Here is a 19,470-nt window from a genome sequence, read left to right as displayed (position 1 = left end):
ATATCTACATCTCGTCCAAATTGGGGAGCCGGGTATACAAAATCAGCAGATCGTCGATTTGCTGCTGAATAGCCCGCAGCTCATTAAAACCCGCCTGCGCGGCGTCGCGCTGGCCGGCCTCGCAGCGTCTGAGCAAACTCTCGGCCAGCACGTGCAATTGCCGTTGTAATTGTTCGATATGCTCCAACCAATCCTGGGCATACTGTCTGTCGTGTTGTATTTGCTTTAACCAACGTCCCAGATGGGTACGGCGTTGCTCCAAGATCGGCCAGCTTTTTAAAGTGTCGTGCGGTTCCGCGAACAGACAGGCTTGTACCCGCTGCAACCACTGCCGGGTGTCGAAGCGGCGAATCGCAATTTCGATCTGTTCCGCCGACAGCTCGGCATTCGCATAAATCTGCCAGTCGCTGAACGGCCGGTAAGCAATCACCCACTCGGCAATCGCCGCAGCGGGCATGGGACGGGCAATCGCGTAACCTTGCAGCAGATGGCAACCCAACAACAACAGCACGATACCTTGTTCCTGACTTTCCACGCCTTCCGCCACGACTTCCCGGTTAAAAGCCTGACTGAGCGCAATGACGCTCTCTATGATGGCGTAGTCGTCGGGATCGTCGAGCATGTCGCGGACAAAGGTCTGATCGATTTTCACGGTATCCACGGACAAATGCCGCAAATGCGTCAACGACGAATAGCCGGTACCGAAATCGTCCAAGGCCACACTAATGCCCAGTTGTTCCCGGCAGCTTTTGATAATCCGGTTCACCGCCGACAAATCGTCCAAGGCGGTACTTTCCAGAATTTCCAATTGCAGAAAGCGGGCATCCATTTCCGGATGACGGCGCAAGGTCTCGTCGATATACGCGCCGATGCCGGACCACAGTAAATGATAGGAGGAGATATTCACGCTGACCTCCAGCTGTAAGCCTCGCGCATGCCAGCCCGCCAACTGCTCGCAGGCTTGAGCGATGACCCAATTGCCGATGCGGATTTCCAGATCGGTGGAGGCAATCACCGGTAAAAACTCCAGCGGCGGCACCATACCGCGCTGCGGATGCTGCCAACGGATCAAGGCTTCCACGCCTTTGACCTGGCCGGTTTTGATGTCGACCTTGGGTTGGTAATACATGCACAATTCGTTGTTTAAAAACGCCGCTTCGATGTCGCGCAGCTGCTGGTGGCGATGCATGACTTGTTGGTCGTGGCTGGCATCGAACAACTGACAACGGTTTTTGCCGGCCAATTTGGCCTGGTACATGGCATAGTCAGCATGCCGCAATAAGGCGTCGGCGCCGGCATCATCCAGGGGATATACGGTAAAACCGCTACTGGCGCCGACCGAAATCGGCTTATCGTCAATGACATACGGCAGGGCAATCGCCTGATGAATCCGCATGATGGCTTGTTCGCATTGCGCAATCGAGTCTACATTGCCCAATAACAGCGCGAATTCGTCGCCGCCGTGCCGGGATACGCTGTCTTCCGCGCGGATCGCGTTTTTGATTCTTTCCGCCACTTCAACCAGCACCCGGTCACCAATATCGTGGCCGAATTGGTCGTTGACCGGCTTGAACCCATCCAGGTCCAGAAAACAAATCGCCAACAAGGTGTTTTCCCGCTTGCTGTGGGCGATGGCCTGATTCAAGCGATCGGCGAATAAAATCCGATTCGGCAGGCGGGTGAGCGGATCGTAATGGGCAAATAATTCCAGCAGCTGTTGCTGCTGCTTGGCCTGCGTGACATCGGAAAATAGCCCGACATAGTGAGTGATCTTGCCGTCGGCATCGCACAAGGCGGAGACCGTCAGCCATTCCGCATACAACTCGCCGTTTTTTTTGCGATTCCATAATTCCCCTTGCCAATGCTGCGCTTCGTGCAAGGCCTGCCACATATCCCGGTAAAAATCCGCACCGTATTTGCCGGACTGCAACATACTGGGGTTTTGACCGATGACTTCGGCGCGGCTGTAGCCGGTGATCTGGCAAAAGGTTGGATTCACGTCGATGATAATCCCTACGGCGTCGGTAATCAGAATGCCTTCGTGCGCCTCGCTGAACACCCGCGCGGCCAGTTTCAGGTGCTCTTCGGCCTGCTTACGTTCGGTAATATCGCGGGTCAGCCCCAAGAGGGCCGCGATATTACCTTCCGCATCGCGCATCGGTACGGCGTGGGTATCCAACCAGCGCTGACCGCCGCGCAAACCGATGATTTCAAATTCCAGTGTGCCCGACGCACCGGCAAACACCCGCCGAGTCAGTTTTTTAAAGGCTGCCCGGTACTTGGGCAACACCATGTCTTCCAGGCGACCTTGTTGCGCCTGCTCGAAGGAATCGGCTTCTATCATATCCAGACCGGCACGATTCATCTGCAACAAACTGCCATCGTGAGCCAGCAATTTCACGCACTCCGGTTCCGAGTCGACGATAGTGCGCAGTTTTAATTCCGATTCCCTGGCGATATTCGCCGAGACTTCCAACTCAGCAATGGCATTGGCCAGCGCCCGAGTACGTTCTTCCACCAAGGCTTGCACAGAGGCGGTTCTACCGCTGATGATAAGAAGTAAAATGCTCAACAGGCTGGTAAAACAAAGACCACCGATCAGGGTAATCAGGGGCAGTGATGAACCTTGTTCGTCGATAAACTGGCTATCGGGAGAAATGGTGATTTGCCAGGTGCGATCGACAAATGTAAAGCTGCGCTGCCATATTCGTAATTCATAATTCAAGGACACCGGGTTGCGTACCGGTTTTGCAAACAAGCCGGTTTGCCCTGCGGGTGCGCCTAGATCATCGATGGCGATGCCCAGGTCATCGATGTTCAGGCCCCTGGTGACAATCTCCACCATTCTGGCAGGCAAAATGATGGCAGATACAAATCCGGCAATATCCAGTGCGTCACCATCTGCGCCCTGTCGGTTAACCGGAATCGAAACCAAAATGCCGGGATCCGCATCGCTACGTTGCATGAGTGTCAGCTTTTGCGAGGCAGTGGGTTTACCGCTGGCGCGCGCTAAGTTTTTTGCTTGGCGGCTAAGTGGATTTGACATGGAGTCGAAGCCGAAGGCTTTTTCGTTGCCGGCCATCGGCTCCACAAACATAATAGGAAAATATTCGGGCCTGGCTGTTGCCTTAACCACTTGGCCGTCGCTATCGCGTTCGGCAACCTGGAAATTAGGAAATCCTTCGGCACGAATAGCCTGCTCAAAGGCCGGCAAATCGGCTTGAGCGATACGAGGCAGCCATTCCAGGGCCTGAATTTCCGGGTGGCGTTGCAGGATACCCTGCGAAAACACGCTAAATTCGGCTCTATCCACATCGCTGGATGCCAAAAACACGTCTCTTAAAGCCAAAGTGCTGTCGATCACATCAACCGCATATTCCACCAGCAGACGGTCTATTTCGCCGGCTCGACTATCGAAAGCCTGCTGAATGCGGGCATGTTCGGCTTGGAATACTTGCAAGAACACCAGTATCAATGCCAATAGTGTACCCAGTAGGGGCAGCGCCACACTCAGCCGCCGCGCCTGCCAAAGTGCACGGGGCCGTCCGAAATAACAAAATAACAGCGGCGTAATAATCATTACGCCCAAGCTATCGCCAATCCACCAGTTGCGCCAGGACAACCATAGCTGCGACGAGGTCATCAGCTCCAATAAATACAGCACTCCAATGCCGACACTAGGCGCTATCAAACAGGCAACCGGACCCACCAGCCCAAAAAACTTGAGGATAGTGCCCGGGCTATCCAGCTTGGGTAAACCCGGCTGTACATAGTTTTTGACAAGGGCGATGGCAACCAAGGCTTGCAAGGTGCTGCCGGTGCCGATGACCAAAGAGGAAACCACTGTCTCGGTCGTCAATTGCCCGGAAAAATCGATATTGACCAGAAAATTACTCAGCGTGGCGCCTAACCATATACCCGGCCATAGATACCGCCCACCCAGGAACAGTGCCGCGAGCGCAATTCCCGCTGGCGGCCATAGCGGACTGGCATAGCCGGGCGGAATCATCATTTTGACGCCCACCCAGCCGCCGGCAAACATCAGCATGCTCAGTGCACCAATATTCAGTAGCAATACCATGGGTCTGACAGACGTGATTTTTTGCGCCTCCGGTTCCGGCGACGACAAATCTACAGAATTGGGTGAATTGGGGTTTTGCATGGATTGATCGGGAACGGGTTAGGCCGCCGGACGCGAGCGAGATCCGTTCAACGCATCCAAAGGTGCTTGCTGGGTCGTGCAGGGTATCAAAGTTAGACGCAGTTTATTGCCGAGTTTTTGCAAGTACTCCTGCCTGTCCTGGAAACGCTGCCGATAGGCTTGCAGCCGCTGTTTATCGCCGCTGTCGATCAATACCTCGCGCCAGCCGTCGGTAAAACGGTAACGTCCTTGAGCCGGTAAACTGCTTTCCAGCGGATCGGCGATATGCACCAATACCACTTCGCAATGCCGAGCCAGATTGGCCAGATGATTTTCGGCCGCGCTATTCATGCCGCGAAAATCGCTAAGAATATACACCCGGCTGCCGGGCCGGGCGTGATGCAGCAGCCTGGCCAAAGGTTGCGCCAGATTGACTACGGCCGCGCCGTTGTAGTCCGGATTAACCAGAGCGTTCAAAAACCGTAACAAGGCCGGCTTACCGGTTTGCGGTTTTAGTTCCTGGCAACCGGCATCGCTGAAAATTTGCCCGCCGATGCGATCACCTTGCTTCAAGGCCGCCCAAGCCAACAAACCTGCCAAACGAGCAGCCTGCACGGACTTGAATACGCCGCGCGTGGCAAACGCCATGGTGGCCCGGTAATCCACCGCGATGAACATCGGCCTTTCCCGTTCTTCCTTGAAAATTTTACTGTGGGGTTTGTCGGTGCGGGCCGTGACGCGCCAGTCGATACGCCGCACATCGTCGCCGGGTTGATAGAGGCGGGTTTCGTCGAAAGCCATCCCACGCCCTTTCAGATGCGACAGATAATTACCGCTTTGCGCCGCGCGGATGTTGGCATGGCCCAGACTGAGCATGCCGGCCGGTTTGGCCAGGTCTACCAAGGCTTTTAGAGTGACCGTAACCCTGGGGTTATCGGCCGCTGGCGACGTATTCATCAGGGTACGGCAATTCTGGCTATCAGTTCTTTGATCACGTAATCGCTGCTGATGCCTTCGGCTTCCGCTTCGTAAGACAAAATCAGGCGGTGGCGCAACACGTCGTAAGCCATATCCTGAATGTCGCCCGGATCGACGAAATCGCGTTGTTGCAACCAGGCCTTGGCGCGCGCGCAGCGGTCCAGCGCGATGCTGGCGCGCGGGCTGGCGCCGTATTGAATCCAGCCGGCCAAATCCTGACCGTAAACGCCGGGATTTCGGGTAGCCAGCACGATTTGCAGCAGATATTGCTCCAAGCTGTCGGCCAGATATAAATCCAGCACCTCACCGCGCGCTGCGAATAAGGCTTGCTGACTCACTTTTGGCTGCGCGTTGCCCTGATTTTGCAAAGCGCCCTTGGCTTCGGCGCGGGCTAGATGCAGTATCGCCTGCTCGTGCTCGGCATTGGGATAATCGATTTTTACATGCAGCAAAAATCTATCCAGCTGCGCTTCCGGCAAGGGGTAAGTGCCTTCCTGTTCGATGGGGTTTTGCGTGGCCATCACCATAAACAAGGGCGGCAGCGGATACGTGGCTTTGCCGACCGTGATCTGCCGTTCCGCCATCGCTTCCAGCAAGGCGGCCTGGACTTTGGCCGGCGCGCGGTTGATTTCGTCGGCCAGGATCAGGTTATGAAACAGCGGACCTTTCTGAAACTCGAAACTGCCTTGCTGCGGGCGGTAAATCTCGGTACCGGTCAAGTCAGCCGGCAACAGGTCAGGGGTAAATTGCACCCGGTGAAAATCGGCTTCTATGCCTTGGCTAAGGACGTTAATGGCGCGAGTTTTCGCCAGACCCGGCGCACCTTCCACCAACAAATGCCCATCGGCCAGCAGGGCGATCAGCATTCTCTCGACCAACACTTCCTGGCCGATGATCTGCGTATTGATGTGAGTTTTGAGATTTTGTAAGGCGGCTTGGCTGGGGCTAAGACTTGTCGCAGTCATGTGTGTAAAAAATCCTTATGTTTAACAAAAATGTGACCGAGTTGAGTCCTGAAAGTTGCGCAGCGCTTAATTTTTACGCTGCAAATCCTTCCACTCGCGATGCGCAACCATGATATCGACCACTTTTTGCGGATCGTCGGTGACGGTGATCAGAGCCAAATCTTCCTCGGAAATGGTGCCGTATTCCATCATTTTGGCTTTCATCCAATCCATCAGGCCGCTCCAGAAGTCGGTGCCGAACAACACCAGCGGGATAGGATAGATCTTGTGGGTTTGCATCAAGGTCAAGGCTTCGAAGAACTCGTCCAGCGTGCCGAAACCGCCCGGCATGCAGACATAGCCGATCGAATAGCGTACAAACATCACCTTGCGCACGAAAAAATAGCGAAAATTCAGCGAAATATTTTGGTATGGATTGGGCGTTTGCTCCATCGGCAACTCGATGTTCAAGCCTATGGACGGTTGATCGTGCAGGATGGCACCTTTGTTGGCGGCTTCCATCACACCGGGTCCGCCGCCGCTGATCACCGCAAAGCCTTCCTTGCTGAGCATTTCCGCCAATTCCACAGTTTTTTGATAATAAAAATGCTCGGGCGGCAAGCGGGCGGAACCGAAAATCGAAATCGCGTCGCACAAACCGGACAGCTCGTCGAAGCCTTCGGTAAATTCGCTGATGATGCGAAAAATTCGCCAGGATTGATCGCCTTTTAAATCGTCGATGATACTGGACGAAGTCGAGCCGTCGGTACGGCGGTTTTTGATGCAACTCATGATTTATTCCTTATCGAGCACACGGTGCTCCTTGCATAGGGATGAAACGGCGAAGCCAAACTGACTCACGACAACTCCGCCAAACGATAAACCGTTTTTCCGGCCAGTAGCGTCAGCGTCACGCGCCCGGTCAAAGTTTGCTGCCAATACGGCGTATTGCAACCGGCGCTGTGCCAGTTTTCGCGGTTAACCTGCCAGCTGGCTTGCGGATCGAAAATACAGACATCGGCCGCATAACCAGGGGTTAATACGCCGGTTGCCAGACCTAGAATTTGTGCGGGCTTGCAGGTCAGGCTGGCTATGGCTTGCGACAAGCCGATGCGATGTTGCTGGGTTAATGCCAGCGTCAGCGGCAACAGGGTTTCCAGTGCCGCCACACCCGCTTCTGTTTCCGGAAATGCGCCGAGTTTGGCGTCCAGATCGTGGGGTTGGTGATCGGAACAAATCGCGTCTATAGTGCCGTTAACCAGGCCTTCACGTAAATATTGGCGGTCTATAGCACTGCGCAGCGGCGGCAGCACGTGGTAATTGCTGTCGAATGGGGTAATGTTGTCTTCGGTTAAATGCAACTGATGAATCGCCACGTCGGCCGTGACGTTCAGGCCGTATTTCTTGGCCTGCTGCAATTTGATAACAGAGTGCTTGCAACTGATTTGACTTATATGCACGCGGCAGCCGGTCAATTCCGCCAGCTCCAGACATTGAGCCAGCGCAATCGATTCGGCGGCTTCCGGAATGCCCGGCAAACCGTAGCGGCTGGCCACCGCACCTTCGTGGGCACAGCCCTTGCCGGACAAGGCGGGTTCGTTGGCGCGATACATCAACAGCAAATCGTGAGTGGCGGCATACTCCATCGCCCGCCGCAATATCAACAGATTGCCTAGCGGCTCGCTGGCATTGCTGACAGCAATACAGCCGGCCTGTTTCAGCGCGAACATAGCGCTCAGCTCACTGCCGGCCAGGCGCTGAGTCAAAGCACCTATGCTATGGATTTGCGGATAATCGGCCTTTTCGGCCTTGTCCTTGATAAACTCGACTACCGCCGGGCTATCGATACAGGGCTTGGTATCAGGGGGCAAACACAAGGAGGTGACGCCAGCGCTCAACGCCGCGCGGGTTTCGCTGAGGATATTGCCTTTTTGGGTCTGACCGGGTTCGCGCAAGCGCACGCTAAGATCGACGAAACCGGGACAAACGATTTGCTGATCGGCGTCGATAATTTGCTCAGGGGTAAAATCGGCGGCTTGCTCCAGCACAGAGACGATCTTGCCGTCTGCGATATAGACCGGGCCAATAGCATCGATATTATTGGCCGGATCGATGATGCGGCCATTCTGAATTAATATCTTACTCATGGCAGAACGCCTAAACGTAATTCACACCTATTTTTCTCATGGTGTCGGCTGGATAAGCAATGGTACTGATTACTCATTTAAGAATCTCGATGCGCTCTATCTCTACTAAAACTGCTGTGTGATGATGTCCGGTAACCGCATGGAAAAGTCTGCCTTTAACCCTAGTTTGTTTTCCATCATAGTCCTTTAGGTTTTCGTTTTTTAACGGCACAACTGTCACCTGGGTTTGATGTTGTTCCTTTTCTGCGTAAAGAGCTGGATTTGCCTCCACGCAAATAGGCGCACTCAATCGCAATATAGCTTGCGTTTCGTTAGCATCAAGTCTCGGAGTCTCACCATAGTTTGGTGGCCCGTAGAAAGATTGAATTTCAAGCGTGCCAGCGAGCATGACAGGGTTTTCGCCATAGTGAAGGCATGAATTCGCCTCCAAATACGAAGGAAGCAAATAAGTCGCTACCCACCAAATAATTGCGATGTAGGGCTTCATAGTATTTTGAGTTTATAGGCGCTCTTGAGCTCAAGCAGTTCATTCATCCGTTATCGGGTTAGTTGTGCATCGCCATCGACATGATTGCCATCCTGACCGCCACACCATTGCTGACTTGCTGCAAAATCACCGATTGCGGGCCGTCCGCGACGCTGGAGGCAATCTCTACGCCCCGATTGATTGGTCCAGGGTGCATTACGATAGCATCGGCTTTGGCGCGTTTAAGCTTGGCTTCGGTCAGACCGAAGCAGCGGAAAAATTCACTTTCGCTGGGCAAAAATGCCGAATTCATCCGCTCTTTTTGTAATCGCAACATAATCACCACATCCACATCATCCAAGCCTTCGTCCATGTCATGCATGGGTATTACGCCCATGGTTTTGACTTGCGCCGGTAGCAATGTCTTTGGCGCAATCACCCGCACTTCCGCAACACCCAAGGTGTTTAAAGCCAGAATCTGCGAGCGCGCGACCCGCGAATGCAGAATGTCACCGACGATAGCCACTTTCAGACCCTCGAATTGTTTCTTATGTTGCCGGATCGTGAACATATCCAACATCGCCTGGGTGGGATGGGCGTGCTGGCCGTCGCCGGCATTGATCACGCTGATGTGCGGTGCGGTGTGTTGGGCGATGAAATGCGCGGCGCCACTGAGGGCATGGCGAACCACAAACATGTCCACATGCATTGCTTCCAGGTTATGGATGGTATCCAGCAGGCTCTCGCCTTTCGAGGTGGCGGAGGTGGCGATATTCATGCTCAGCACGTCTGCCGACAGCCGGGTGGCTGCCAGTTCAAAGGTGGTGCGGGTGCGGGTGCTGTTTTCGAAAAACAGGTTGACGATGGTCTTGCCGCGCAGCAGGGGCACTTTTTTGACTTGATGTTCGGACATGCCGGCAAACGATTCGGCGGTATCCAGAATCTCGGTCAGTAGCTGTTTGTCCAGGCCTTCAATAGTCAGAAAATGCTTGAGCTTACCCTGTTCGGTAAGCTGAATATGTCGGGTCATGCCGCCACCACTTGTGGGGATTGAATCTCGATGCCCAATGGGTCGGGGCCGGTCAGTTTGATGCGCTGGTCGCCGGCCAGATCGATGCGGACGCCATGACAATCCGGTTGCAGCGGAATCTGCCGGCCGTTGCGTTCGATCAATACCGCCAGCACCACTTGGTTGGGGCGGCCGTAATCGAAAATCTCGTTCAGGGCAGCGCGGATGGTGCGGCCGGTGTAAAACACATCGTCGATCAAGATGATGTCGCGGCCTTCCAGATGCGGCGGCAGTTGGCTAGTCTTAACCTTGGGATGCATGCCGATTTGCGAGAAATCGTCACGATAAAAAGTGATGTCCAGCATGCCCAAGGGTTCGCTCATACCTAAGCGTTGATGCATATGCCGCGCGATCCAGGCCCCGCCGCTATGGATGCCGATCAGTAAGGGATTATTCAGCTTGCGCTCGCTAATCTGCCGGCGAATCGCGGCTTCCAGAGTGTCGAGCAGGATATCGATGTTCAGAGTGGCGATTGGCATGACGGCTACAGGGGGAATCTTGTTATTGTTATAAAATTCGGGAAAAAGGCGAAAGCAACAGGATAAACAGGCTGTGTGACTGTAAAACCGTTTTCGTCTTTTTACTTATCAAACCAGCTTTGCAGAATTATCTGGGCGGCCAGTTGATCTTGCACTGCCCACAGTTTAGCAGCACTGACTTTCAGGTCGTCGAACAGCATCTGCTTGGCGGCAAACGTGGTTAGCGTTTCATCGATTTGATGCACCGGCAAATTGTAACGACCATTGAGCTGGCGGCAGAACTTTTGCATGCGCGGGGTAATCACGTTATCCGAGCCATCTTGTTGCCGGGAAATGCCGACCACCAAGCCTAAGGGCCGCCATTCCGCAATCAGCTGACCGATTTTATGCCAGTTCGGCACTTGGTTAAGCGACGGTATGGTTTGCAGCGGACTGGCTATACCGGTGCCGGCATGTCCCACCGCAACGCCGATTTTTTTATTGCCGAAATCAAACCCTAAATACGCATCGCTGCTGAACTTTGCCGCCAGCGGATCGACCTTAACCATGGCCTGCCGGCGTGGTCAGGCGGTTAATATCGATACCCAACTGTCCGGCCGCGGCATTCCAGCGTTGGCTGATGGGGGTTTCGTAGAGTATCGCTTCACCGCAAGGCGTATTCAGCCAGGCATTTTCGACCATTTCCTTCTCCAGTTGACCGCTACCCCAGCCGGCGTAACCCAGCGCGATTAGATAATGACTGGGGCCTTTACCTTCGGCGATCGCTTCGAGAATGTCGCGGGAACTGGTCAGGGTGATATTCTCGGCGGTGCTGATGCTGGAATCCCAGCGTTGTTCACAGGCATCGTGAATCACGAAGCCGCGTTCCTGCTGTACCGGACCGCCAGCAAACACCGGGGTTTCCAGCACATTTTCCAGCTCGGTTTTAATCCCCATTTGCTCGAAAATATCGCGTAACTTCATGCCGGTCGGTCGATTGATGACAATGCCAAGCGCACCTTCTTCGTTGTGCTGGCACAGGTAAGTCACCGTGTGGAAAAAATGCGGGTCGGCCAGGCCGGGCATCGCAATCAAAAACTGGTTATTTAAATAAGTAACGTCTGTCATTGGAGTGCTGTATGGGCTAGCGGGCAGTCATGCCGGTTTCGTCTGAGAATTTCCAGACCCTGGTAATCACCAAAACGTTCACTTCTCTCAACAAATCATCGGGTAAAGCGGCAAATGGCGCGCTCATCTTCACAATACGTTTCGCGGCGTCATCCAGTGCGGAATTGCCGGAAGACCGGACAATTCGCATGCTGTAAATACTGCCGTCGGCATTGATCCCAACATCCATGGTCAAGGATTGCGAAACGCCTTTTTTGCGCGCGGCTTCAGGATAATTCAGATTGCCGGTGCGCTCAACCTTGTCCTCCCAATCCTTTACATATTGCGCTGCCAGATACTTATGCGTGCTAATCGAGTTGACGAATTTAATTTTAGTATCTTGCGCGCTTTGCTGGGTGTTCCTGATGCGCTCGCCGAGTTGGGTGATTTGTTGCTGAAGCGCTTCAGGCGATAATTTGGGGGTGGATTCATTCATTTCAACGGCTTCCGGTAATTCCACCGGTTGCTCGGGTTCCGTCACCACCTTAACCGGCGCCTTGGCTTGGGTAAGCAACTTTTCGGCGACGGGCTTGACTTGCGGAACTACGGGATGCGGTATGACTTTCTTTACCGGCGGGCTGATCGTTTGTTCCTGCGTAGCTATTTTTTGCTGCGGCGGCTCCGGATTGCGCGTTTCCTCGCCGGCACCAATTTGATGTTCGGCAGCCAGATGTTTCGCATCCTTGGGCGCCTTTTTCACTGGCGCATGGGCAACGGTTATTTCAATCGAACGGTTAATTTTGGGCGGTTGCGGCGCGGTGAAATTGACCCCCAGCAACACGATTACGTGCAGCACCGCCGCCACAAACAAAGCCGTCAGTAGCGAGTCGCCTTGAGACAGCGGCGTGGGAGTCAATTCCTGCGTGTGCATATCAGGCCTGGCATTTGGCGGCGATGTGATCCATTAATTGCGCGCTAATATTGATGCCGAACTGCTTATCCAACTCCTGTACGCAGGTCGGGCTGGTGACATTCACTTCAGTCAGATAGTCGCCAATTACATCCAAACCAACAAATATCAGACCTTTTTCGCGCAAGGTCGGCCCCACCTGTTCGGCAATCCAGCGATCACGATCACTCAAAGGCCGGCCCTCACCACGGCCGCCGGCAGCCAGATTGCCACGGCTCTCGCCGCTGGCCGGAATCCGCGCCAGACAATAAGGCACCGGTTCGCCATTGACCACGAGAATCCGTTTGTCGCCGTCTCTTACTGCAGGCAGATATTTTTGCGCCATGATGTAACTGCTGCCGTGCTGGGTCATGGTTTCCAGAATCACACTCAGATTGGGGTCGTTTTCCCGCACGTAAAAGATCGATGCGCCGCCCATGCCGTCCAATGGCTTCAGGATGATTTCCTTGTGCTCTTGCAGAAAATCACGAATTTTTTGGGGATCTCTGGCCACCAAGGTGTCGGTGCAACATTGCGGAAACCAGGCCGTGAACATTTTTTCGTTGGCGTCGCGCAGCGATTGCGGCTTGTTGACCACATAAACGCCTTGCCGCTCAGCCTGTTCCAGCATGTAAGTGGCGTAAATATATTCTTGGTTGAAGGGGGGATCCTTGCGCATGATGATCGTGTCCAATTCGGACAAGGCGATTTGCTGTTCACCGAGAAACCGATGCCATTGCTTTTCGTCGCGTTCTACTTCCAGCACGCGGGAACGGGCATATGCGTCGCCGTTGCGCATGAACAGGTCGGACAACTCCATGTAATGCAGCTCCCACCCGCGCGCCTGAGCTTCCAGCAGCATCGCGAAACTGGTGTCCTTTTTGATATTGATTTGGCCGATGGGGTCCATGACCATGCCGAGTTTGATAGCCATTAAAGTCCTGTGTTATCCGAAGCAAGTGGAAATAAAAACGATTTTATCAAATTTATTTTGCAGGCTGTTGTTTACCAACAAAAGTTTTTTTGATATAAAGCGCGGCTATTTTGAATTAAAAGCTCGCATTGAGGTAGTCATGTCCAGAGTATGCCAAGTAACAGGTAAACGCCCGGTAAGCGGGCACAACGTTTCACACGCGATGAACAGAACCAAAAGACGTTTCACGCCTAATCTGCACCACCACAGATTCTGGGTTGAAAGCGAAAACCGTTGGGTTCGTTTGAGAGTATCTTCCAAAGGTATGCGTATCATCGACAAAAACGGCATTGATGCTGTTCTGGCCGATATGCGTAAACGCGGCGAACAATTTTAAGGAGACTGAACATGCGCGACAAAATCAAATTGGTATCTAGCGAAGGCACCGGCCATTTCTATACAACCACCAAAAACAAAAAAACCATGCCTGAAAAAATGGAGATCAAAAAATTTGATCCCGTCGTTCGTAAGCATGTGATGTACAAAGAAGCCAAAATCAAATAATCAGCGTTTTATTGATCCGCTTTTAGGCGTTGGCGGGCTAGCCAAGGTTTTGTCCGACTAGCCACCGCCACCGGCTTTCTTCATCGCTTCCAGTTCGGCTTTTAACGATTCCGTAAACTTGGCAAGCGCCAAATATTTCATCTCTAAAGCCTTTTTCTCAGCTTCCAAAATATTGTATTTGGTTTTAAGTTGTTGCAGAAAACGCCGTAAACGTTCCATATCGTCTTGTATTGAGGATTGCTCGGTGAACGAGTGATTCGTCTCGCTCTCCCCGCCAGTCCCTCTAAAATTACTCGTCTCAATACCGTCGTCGATCGGAAATGACGAGGGCGCTTTCAGCTCATCCGGGTTAATGCTGTCGATACCGCCGCTTAAAATCAGCGCATTGAATTTATGTCGCATCAGGATGAAAGCTGCTGTTTCGCTAATCTTGCCGTTCTGGCAAACCACTACGATGGGATGCTGCCGATTCAAGGTTTTTAGCTGCATGCGCAAGGAAAAAAACGGCAGATTGATGCTGAACGGCAGATGCTTGGGCTTATATACATCGGGCTCGCGCACATCAATCAGATCGGCACCCTTGGCCACTAAATCCTGGGCGTCTTTGTAGCTGATGTATTTAAGCGTCGGCTGCTTGATCAAGGTCAGAAACTGCTCCTTACCCAAACGCAACAGGCAGACATCGGTCAATGCGCTGACTGAAACATTACGGGGCTCACCTGAAATCAGCGCATCCTCGCCAAAAGTATCCTGATCGCTGAGTTGCGCCAGCTTAATCTCTTTGGCGTTGGGTGCCGGCTTCCTGCTCACCAAGCATTGCCCTCTTTTGATAATGTAGTAAAAATCGCCCGGCTCACCTTGATTGACAATGACAGTGCCGGCATCCACGCGCACTTCCTGCATGCCCATCAAAATTTTTTGCAAATTAGCCGGAGGCAACGCCCGAAATACCGGCGACTTCAACAAAGTCGTCATCCAGTCGTCATTGTCCTCCACCTCTTCAACTACCATAAAACTCTCTGCTTCTTCATACGGGACATCTTGAACCGATTTCATCATATCAGCATTCAATCGCAAAAAACGAATTCGGGAACTCGCAACCGCATGCACTTTTCTGGGGATTTGATGCGCCAGCGCGAAGCGCGCCGAAGGGCTATCCGACTTGATCGTTTCGATCTTTAACAGATCGGTCTGCAAGGTCACGCTACCGTCGATCAAGTAAACCAGATCGTTACGTTCGTCACCGCATTTGAACAAAAATTGACCTTCTTCGGCATCCTCTATCTTGATTTGTGCGCACAGCGCCTCAAATTTACTGAAGGGCAAGGTGGATAGCGGAATTAATTGCCGAATTACACGGCCTTCAGCGGAATGGATGTCGACAGCCACGTACTCGTCGCGAATAAAAAGTGAAGGGAAACCAACAAGAAAACTTAATCTATGATAGTCGATTATTAAGTAAACTCTCAGTGAAACATTTTGCCACCCAGCGTGTCCATGCTGGCAACTTAACTGCCTGGAATGCAAAAACCATGACGAACATGAACAAACTATTCCTGATTATCTTGTTTGGCCTGAGCAGTTGGCAGGCCGGCGCGGTCCTGCCCGGACAAGTCGACGGCGCGCCGTTGCCGTCCCTGGCACCGATGCTGGAGCAAAGTATGCCGGCCGTCGTCAACATTTCCACGTCCACCAATGTGCGGGTGCAGGAAAATCCGTTGATGATCGATCCGGCGCTTCGGCGTTTTTTCAATATCCCCAAAAACCAGCGGCAACAGCAAAAAAACAGCCTGGGTTCCGGCGTGATTATCGATAAGGATCAAGGTTATGTGTTGACCAATAATCATGTAATCGATAAAGCCGACAAGATTACCGTCACGCTCAGCGACGGCCGCCAGCTTAACGCCAAATTGCTGGGCACCGATCCGGAAGCCGATGTGGCGGTGATCCAAATTCCCGCCGACAACCTAAGCGCCTTGAAAATTGCCGACTCCAGCCAACTGAAAGTCGGCGACTTCGTGGTCGCCATCGGCAACCCGTTCGGCCTGGGCCAAACCGTCACTTCCGGCATCGTCAGCGCGCTGGGCCGTTCCGGACTGGGCATCGAAGGCTACGAAGATTTCATTCAGACCGATGCCTCGATCAACCCCGGTAACTCGGGTGGCGCCTTGGTGAATTTACGCGGCGAATTTGTCGGCATGAACACCGCGATTCTGGCGCCTACCGGCGGTAACGTCGGCATCGGTTTCGCGATTCCCTCGAATATGGCGACTCGGCTGATGGAATCGCTGGTTCAGCACGGCGAAGTGCGTCGCGGCCTGTTGGGCGTGACCACTCAAGATTTAACGCCGGAACTGGTAAAAGCCTTTGCCCTGAAAAGCCAACATGGCGCGGTGGTTAGCCGGGTGGAAGCCGGATCGCCCGCCGAAAAGGCCGGCCTGGAACCGGGCGATATTATTCTGACCATCAATGGTCAGGACGTGAAAGGCGGTAGCGCGCAAATTCGTAACGCGGTGGGTTTGCTGCAAATCGGCGACACCGCCAACCTGGAAGTCATGCGCGGCGAGGAACGCAAGTCGCTGCAAGCCACCATCGGCAAGCCGAAACGGCCGGAGCTGGACGGTAATAAACTGCATCCGACTTTAAGCGGTGCCGTGCTCGGCGTTACGCCCAAAGATCAGGTGGAAGGCGTGATGATCGAAAAAGTCGAGCAAAACTCCAAAGCCTGGAAAACCGGCTTACGGCCGGGCGACATCATCGTCACCGCCAACCGCTACCGGGTCAGAAATCTGGACGAAATCAAGCAAGTGGTCAACCCGAATGCGCCCTTGCTGGTCAATCTGCAACGCGGCGGCGAAGCGTTCTTCGTGGTGCTGCAATAAGCCTAATTCAACATGGTTTTCAGCGCGGCCAGACTAGCCTTGCCGCGCTGTTTAATTTCTTCCGGCGGCAATTGCTTTTTGTTGGCCCATTCCAAATCTTCTTCCGGTAACTCGTTTAAAAACCGGCTGGGTTCGCACTCGGTCATGTCGCCGAAGCGCTTGCGGTGCGTGCAATAACTAAAGGTTAAAGTTTGTTGGGCGCGAGTGATGCCCACATAGGCTAGTCGTCGTTCTTCTTCGATATTATCGGTCTCGATGCTGTTTTGATGCGGCAGCAGGTTTTCTTCCATACCGATCAAAAACACATGCGGAAACTCCAGGCCCTTGGCGGCATGCAAGGTCATTAAACTGACCTGATCGCCGGCTTCGTCTTCCTGATTGCGATCCAGAATATCCAGCAGCATCACCTTGGCGATCACATCGGCCAGCGACTGCTGAGCACCCTGGTCTTTACTGGCGAGACGTTGCAACCACTCGATCAACTCGTAAACGTTTTTTAGTTTGCGTTCGGCAGAGGCCGGGGTTTTGCTGTTTTCCTGCAACCAGGCCGGATAATGGATTTCGTCGATCATCCGGTTAATCACCACAAAGGTGTCCTCACGCTCGGTCTTGATGGCGGTTTCTTTCAGCCAATCGCAGAAATTGACTAAACGGTGCATAGCCTTTTCCGGTAAGCGCTGCTGCAAGCCAAATTCGGAACAGGCCGCAAACAAACTGATATGCCGCTCGTTGGCATAAGCACCGAGTTTTTCCAGGGTAGTCGGGCCGATCTCCCGGCGCGGCGTATTGATCACCCGCAAGAAGGCCGCATCATCGTCGCGATTAACCAGCAAACGCAAATAAGCCAATACGTCCTTAATCTCCGCATAGGAAAAAAACGAGGCGCTGCCGCTGATGAAATAGGGCACATTGTTCTCGCGTAACTCCTTCTCGAACAGCCGCGACTGATGGTTGCCGCGATACAAAATCGCATAATCGCCGTAACTGCCGCCGGTCTTGAAGCGGTGATGCACGATTTCGGCGGTAACTTGCTTGGCCTCGGCAATATCGTTCTTATGACTCAACACCCGTAGCGGGTCGCCATAGCCCAGTTCACTCCAGAGCTTTTTCTCGAAGGCATGCGGATTGTTGGCGATCAATTGGTTGGCCACCTTCAAAATCCGTCCGGCGGAACGGTAATTCTGTTCCAGCTTGATCACCTGCAAGCGGCTGTAATCTTTTTGCAACTGGCCCAGGTTTTCCGGCTGTGCACCGCGCCAGGCGTAAATCGACTGGTCGTCGTCGCCGACCACAGTGAAGCGGCCCAGATTGCCGGCCAATAGTTTCACCAATTGATACTGGGTGATGTTGGTATCCTGGTACTCGTCGACCAGTAAATAGCGAATCTTGTTCTGCCACTTTTCCAGCACCGCCGGATGTTGTTGGAACAGCAGCACCGGCAACAAAATCAGATCGTCGAAATCGGTAGCGTTATAGGCTTTTAAACTGCGGGTGTAAGCCTCATAAAGCAATGCCGCCGGCAGACTGTTGGCATCGGATTGGCTCAAGGCTTGGAGCGGCGTGATAAAGGCGTTCTTCCACTGGCCGATTTGCCAGTTGTACTGTTCGACGTTATCGATATCACAACCGCCGACGCCGTGACTGATCAGGTTACGCAGTAAGGTCAGCCTGTCCTGTTCGTCGAACAAGGTAATCGCGGCCTTATAACCCAAGGCTTTGTGCTCGGCGCGCAAAATATCCAGCCCCAGTGAATGAAAGGTCGAGACTCTCAGCCCACGCCCCTGCTTGTCATCCAGCAAACGGCCGACCCGGCTCTTCATTTCCCGCGCCGCCTTATTGGTAAAGGTCACCGCCGCAATATGCCGCGCTGGCGTACCTTGCTGTACCAAGTAAGCGATCTTCTCGGTAATCACCCGCGTCTTGCCGCTACCGGCGCCGGCCAGCACCAGTAAGGGTCTATCTATAATTTTTACGGCGGCTTGTTGTTGGGGGTTGAGTTTGGGGGACACGAAAACAACTGGATTACTGACAGGCCGATCATTATCGCAGGGCTAGCTGAATTTGTGTGAACTTGGGCGAATGGGCATTGGCTTGTCGAGAACACGGGGAACAAAACTGGTTTTGGTGGAAAACGTAGACGTAGTACCGGGAGCCGTGCAGCCCGCCTAGCCTCGATGCAGCATCAGCGGAATAGAAGACGTCAGCTTACCGACCACCATCCCACATCAGTAAATGAAAGGAGTTGCCCTTCGAAACCTCGAGTCCACCGAGGTTACTTGCTTTGCCGTTAAACAAAATGAATTGTTTAATAATGGGTCTTAGCCGTAGGGCGCATTAGAGCAGACGGCGCAATGCCCGTTGGTTATTGCGCCCTACGAGCAAATTTAAATCACTACTTATCGGCACGCTGACAAAACAATATCGCGTCCCGCCAATCTAAGCCTTTTCCCACCGCTTGCTCAAAGCAACCGACTGTGTTTTTGGCGTTATTGCTGCCGGCACACAAGTTGATTATATTCTGCCAATCCCAAGTAATACCTTTACCCCAGTTCACCCGGCCGTCGAGTACGCTTAGAAAGCACGCACCAGGTTCGGCTGGCTTGGTCGTTCCGGCACAGAGCTGTTTCACGTTTTCTGGCTCCCAATTCATATTCTTATCGTCGTTCCAAGGGATTTTGCCTTGAACCGAGTTAAAGCATTCCGACTCGTGATCGGACGCTTGAACTGTCAATGGGTTAAAAAACAAAGCAATTGAGCCGATGGCAATCGAGACTCGGATAAATCGGTAAATAATATTTGATGTTTTCATGAATAACTCCAAACAATTTTTTAATTTTAGTGTTGAATATAAT

Annotated in this window: 18 protein-coding genes; 3 read left to right on the top strand and 15 right to left on the bottom strand. The window is 53.1% G+C overall.

What is annotated here, in order from left to right:
• Positions 1-4 precede the first annotated feature (4 nt).
• The 12 genes from NP589_RS00800 to gshB all read right to left on the bottom strand — a co-directional run bounded on the left by NP589_RS00800 (position 5) and on the right by gshB (position 13,193).
• Complete coding sequence (locus NP589_RS00800) at positions 5-4,162, bottom strand: EAL domain-containing protein (protein WP_256605239.1); 4,158 nt, start codon at positions 4,160-4,162, stop codon at positions 5-7.
• 18 nt (positions 4,163-4,180) lie between these two features.
• A complete protein-coding gene (locus NP589_RS00795) occupies positions 4,181-5,098 on the bottom strand; it encodes a DUF58 domain-containing protein (protein ID WP_256605238.1) in 918 nt (305 codons plus the stop codon).
• Positions 5,098-6,084 carry an AAA family ATPase gene (locus tag NP589_RS00790; protein ID WP_256605237.1) on the bottom strand — a complete coding sequence of 329 codons (987 nt, stop codon included), beginning with the start codon at positions 6,082-6,084 and terminating at the stop codon, positions 5,098-5,100. The genes NP589_RS00795 and NP589_RS00790 overlap by 1 nt, the downstream gene beginning before the upstream one ends.
• Before the next feature lie 66 nt (positions 6,085-6,150).
• Positions 6,151-6,855 (bottom strand): LOG family protein, encoded by a 705-nt coding sequence (locus NP589_RS00785; protein WP_256605236.1) that lies wholly within the window; start codon positions 6,853-6,855, stop codon positions 6,151-6,153.
• A gap of 65 nt (positions 6,856-6,920) precedes the next feature.
• The gene (locus NP589_RS00780; RefSeq protein WP_256605235.1) at positions 6,921-8,210 is read right to left on the bottom strand and encodes a dihydroorotase; all 1,290 of its coding nucleotides are present in this window, start codon (positions 8,208-8,210) and stop codon (positions 6,921-6,923) included.
• Between the two features lie 73 nt (positions 8,211-8,283).
• The gene (locus tag NP589_RS00775) at positions 8,284-8,697 is read right to left on the bottom strand and encodes a DUF4431 domain-containing protein (RefSeq protein ID WP_256605234.1); all 414 of its coding nucleotides are present in this window, start codon (positions 8,695-8,697) and stop codon (positions 8,284-8,286) included.
• A gap of 58 nt (positions 8,698-8,755) precedes the next feature.
• The gene (locus tag NP589_RS00770; protein WP_256605233.1) at positions 8,756-9,706 is read right to left on the bottom strand and encodes an aspartate carbamoyltransferase catalytic subunit; all 951 of its coding nucleotides are present in this window, start codon (positions 9,704-9,706) and stop codon (positions 8,756-8,758) included.
• Positions 9,703-10,224, bottom strand: a complete 522-nt coding sequence (gene pyrR, locus NP589_RS00765; protein WP_256605232.1) for a bifunctional pyr operon transcriptional regulator/uracil phosphoribosyltransferase PyrR — start codon at positions 10,222-10,224, stop codon at positions 9,703-9,705. Before pyrR ends, NP589_RS00770 begins: the two co-directional genes overlap by 4 nt.
• A gap of 101 nt (positions 10,225-10,325) precedes the next feature.
• The gene (gene ruvX / locus NP589_RS00760) at positions 10,326-10,772 is read right to left on the bottom strand and encodes a Holliday junction resolvase RuvX (protein ID WP_256605231.1); all 447 of its coding nucleotides are present in this window, start codon (positions 10,770-10,772) and stop codon (positions 10,326-10,328) included.
• The gene (locus NP589_RS00755; protein ID WP_064009296.1) at positions 10,765-11,331 is read right to left on the bottom strand and encodes a YqgE/AlgH family protein; all 567 of its coding nucleotides are present in this window, start codon (positions 11,329-11,331) and stop codon (positions 10,765-10,767) included. The genes ruvX and NP589_RS00755 overlap by 8 nt, the downstream gene beginning before the upstream one ends.
• Before the next feature lie 16 nt (positions 11,332-11,347).
• Positions 11,348-12,241: an energy transducer TonB gene (locus NP589_RS00750; RefSeq protein ID WP_256605230.1), complete on the bottom strand. Its 894-nt coding sequence runs from the start codon at positions 12,239-12,241 to the stop codon at positions 11,348-11,350.
• A 1-nt stretch (position 12,242) separates the two neighbouring features.
• Positions 12,243-13,193: a glutathione synthase gene (gene gshB, locus NP589_RS00745; RefSeq protein WP_256605229.1), complete on the bottom strand. Its 951-nt coding sequence runs from the start codon at positions 13,191-13,193 to the stop codon at positions 12,243-12,245.
• A gap of 139 nt (positions 13,194-13,332) precedes the next feature.
• Here gshB and rpmB point away from each other — a divergent pair, with 139 nt between their 5' ends.
• Positions 13,333-13,569: a 50S ribosomal protein L28 gene (rpmB, locus tag NP589_RS00740; protein ID WP_064009315.1), complete on the top strand. Its 237-nt coding sequence runs from the start codon at positions 13,333-13,335 to the stop codon at positions 13,567-13,569.
• An 11-nt stretch (positions 13,570-13,580) separates the two neighbouring features.
• Complete coding sequence (gene rpmG, locus NP589_RS00735) at positions 13,581-13,736, top strand: 50S ribosomal protein L33 (RefSeq protein WP_013816853.1); 156 nt, start codon at positions 13,581-13,583, stop codon at positions 13,734-13,736.
• Positions 13,737-13,793: 57 nt separating this feature from the next.
• Here the strand turns inward: rpmG and NP589_RS00730 are convergent, their stop codons facing one another.
• The gene (locus tag NP589_RS00730) at positions 13,794-15,125 is read right to left on the bottom strand and encodes a cyclic nucleotide-binding domain-containing protein (protein WP_256605227.1); all 1,332 of its coding nucleotides are present in this window, start codon (positions 15,123-15,125) and stop codon (positions 13,794-13,796) included.
• Between the two features lie 152 nt (positions 15,126-15,277).
• Between NP589_RS00730 and NP589_RS00725 the strand changes: the two genes are divergently transcribed.
• Entirely contained in the window at positions 15,278-16,618 is a 1,341-nt protein-coding gene (locus NP589_RS00725) for a DegQ family serine endoprotease (protein WP_256605326.1), read from the top strand.
• Between the two features lie 2 nt (positions 16,619-16,620).
• On the opposite strand, the gene rep is transcribed toward NP589_RS00725, so the two are convergent.
• Together rep and NP589_RS00715 are read right to left on the bottom strand one after the other, a co-directional pair.
• The gene (rep, locus tag NP589_RS00720; RefSeq protein WP_256605226.1) at positions 16,621-18,627 is read right to left on the bottom strand and encodes a DNA helicase Rep; all 2,007 of its coding nucleotides are present in this window, start codon (positions 18,625-18,627) and stop codon (positions 16,621-16,623) included.
• Positions 18,628-19,010: 383 nt separating this feature from the next.
• On the bottom strand, positions 19,011-19,427 hold the full coding sequence (locus NP589_RS00715) for a hypothetical protein (protein ID WP_256605225.1): 417 nt from the start codon (positions 19,425-19,427) through the stop codon (positions 19,011-19,013).
• Between the last annotated feature and the right edge of the window lie 43 nt (positions 19,428-19,470).

This window comes from Methylomonas rosea (assembly GCF_024505055.1).
GTDB lineage: Bacteria > Pseudomonadota > Gammaproteobacteria > Methylococcales > Methylomonadaceae > Methylomonas > Methylomonas rosea.
This window is presented reverse-complemented; position numbering and strand designations above follow the sequence as displayed.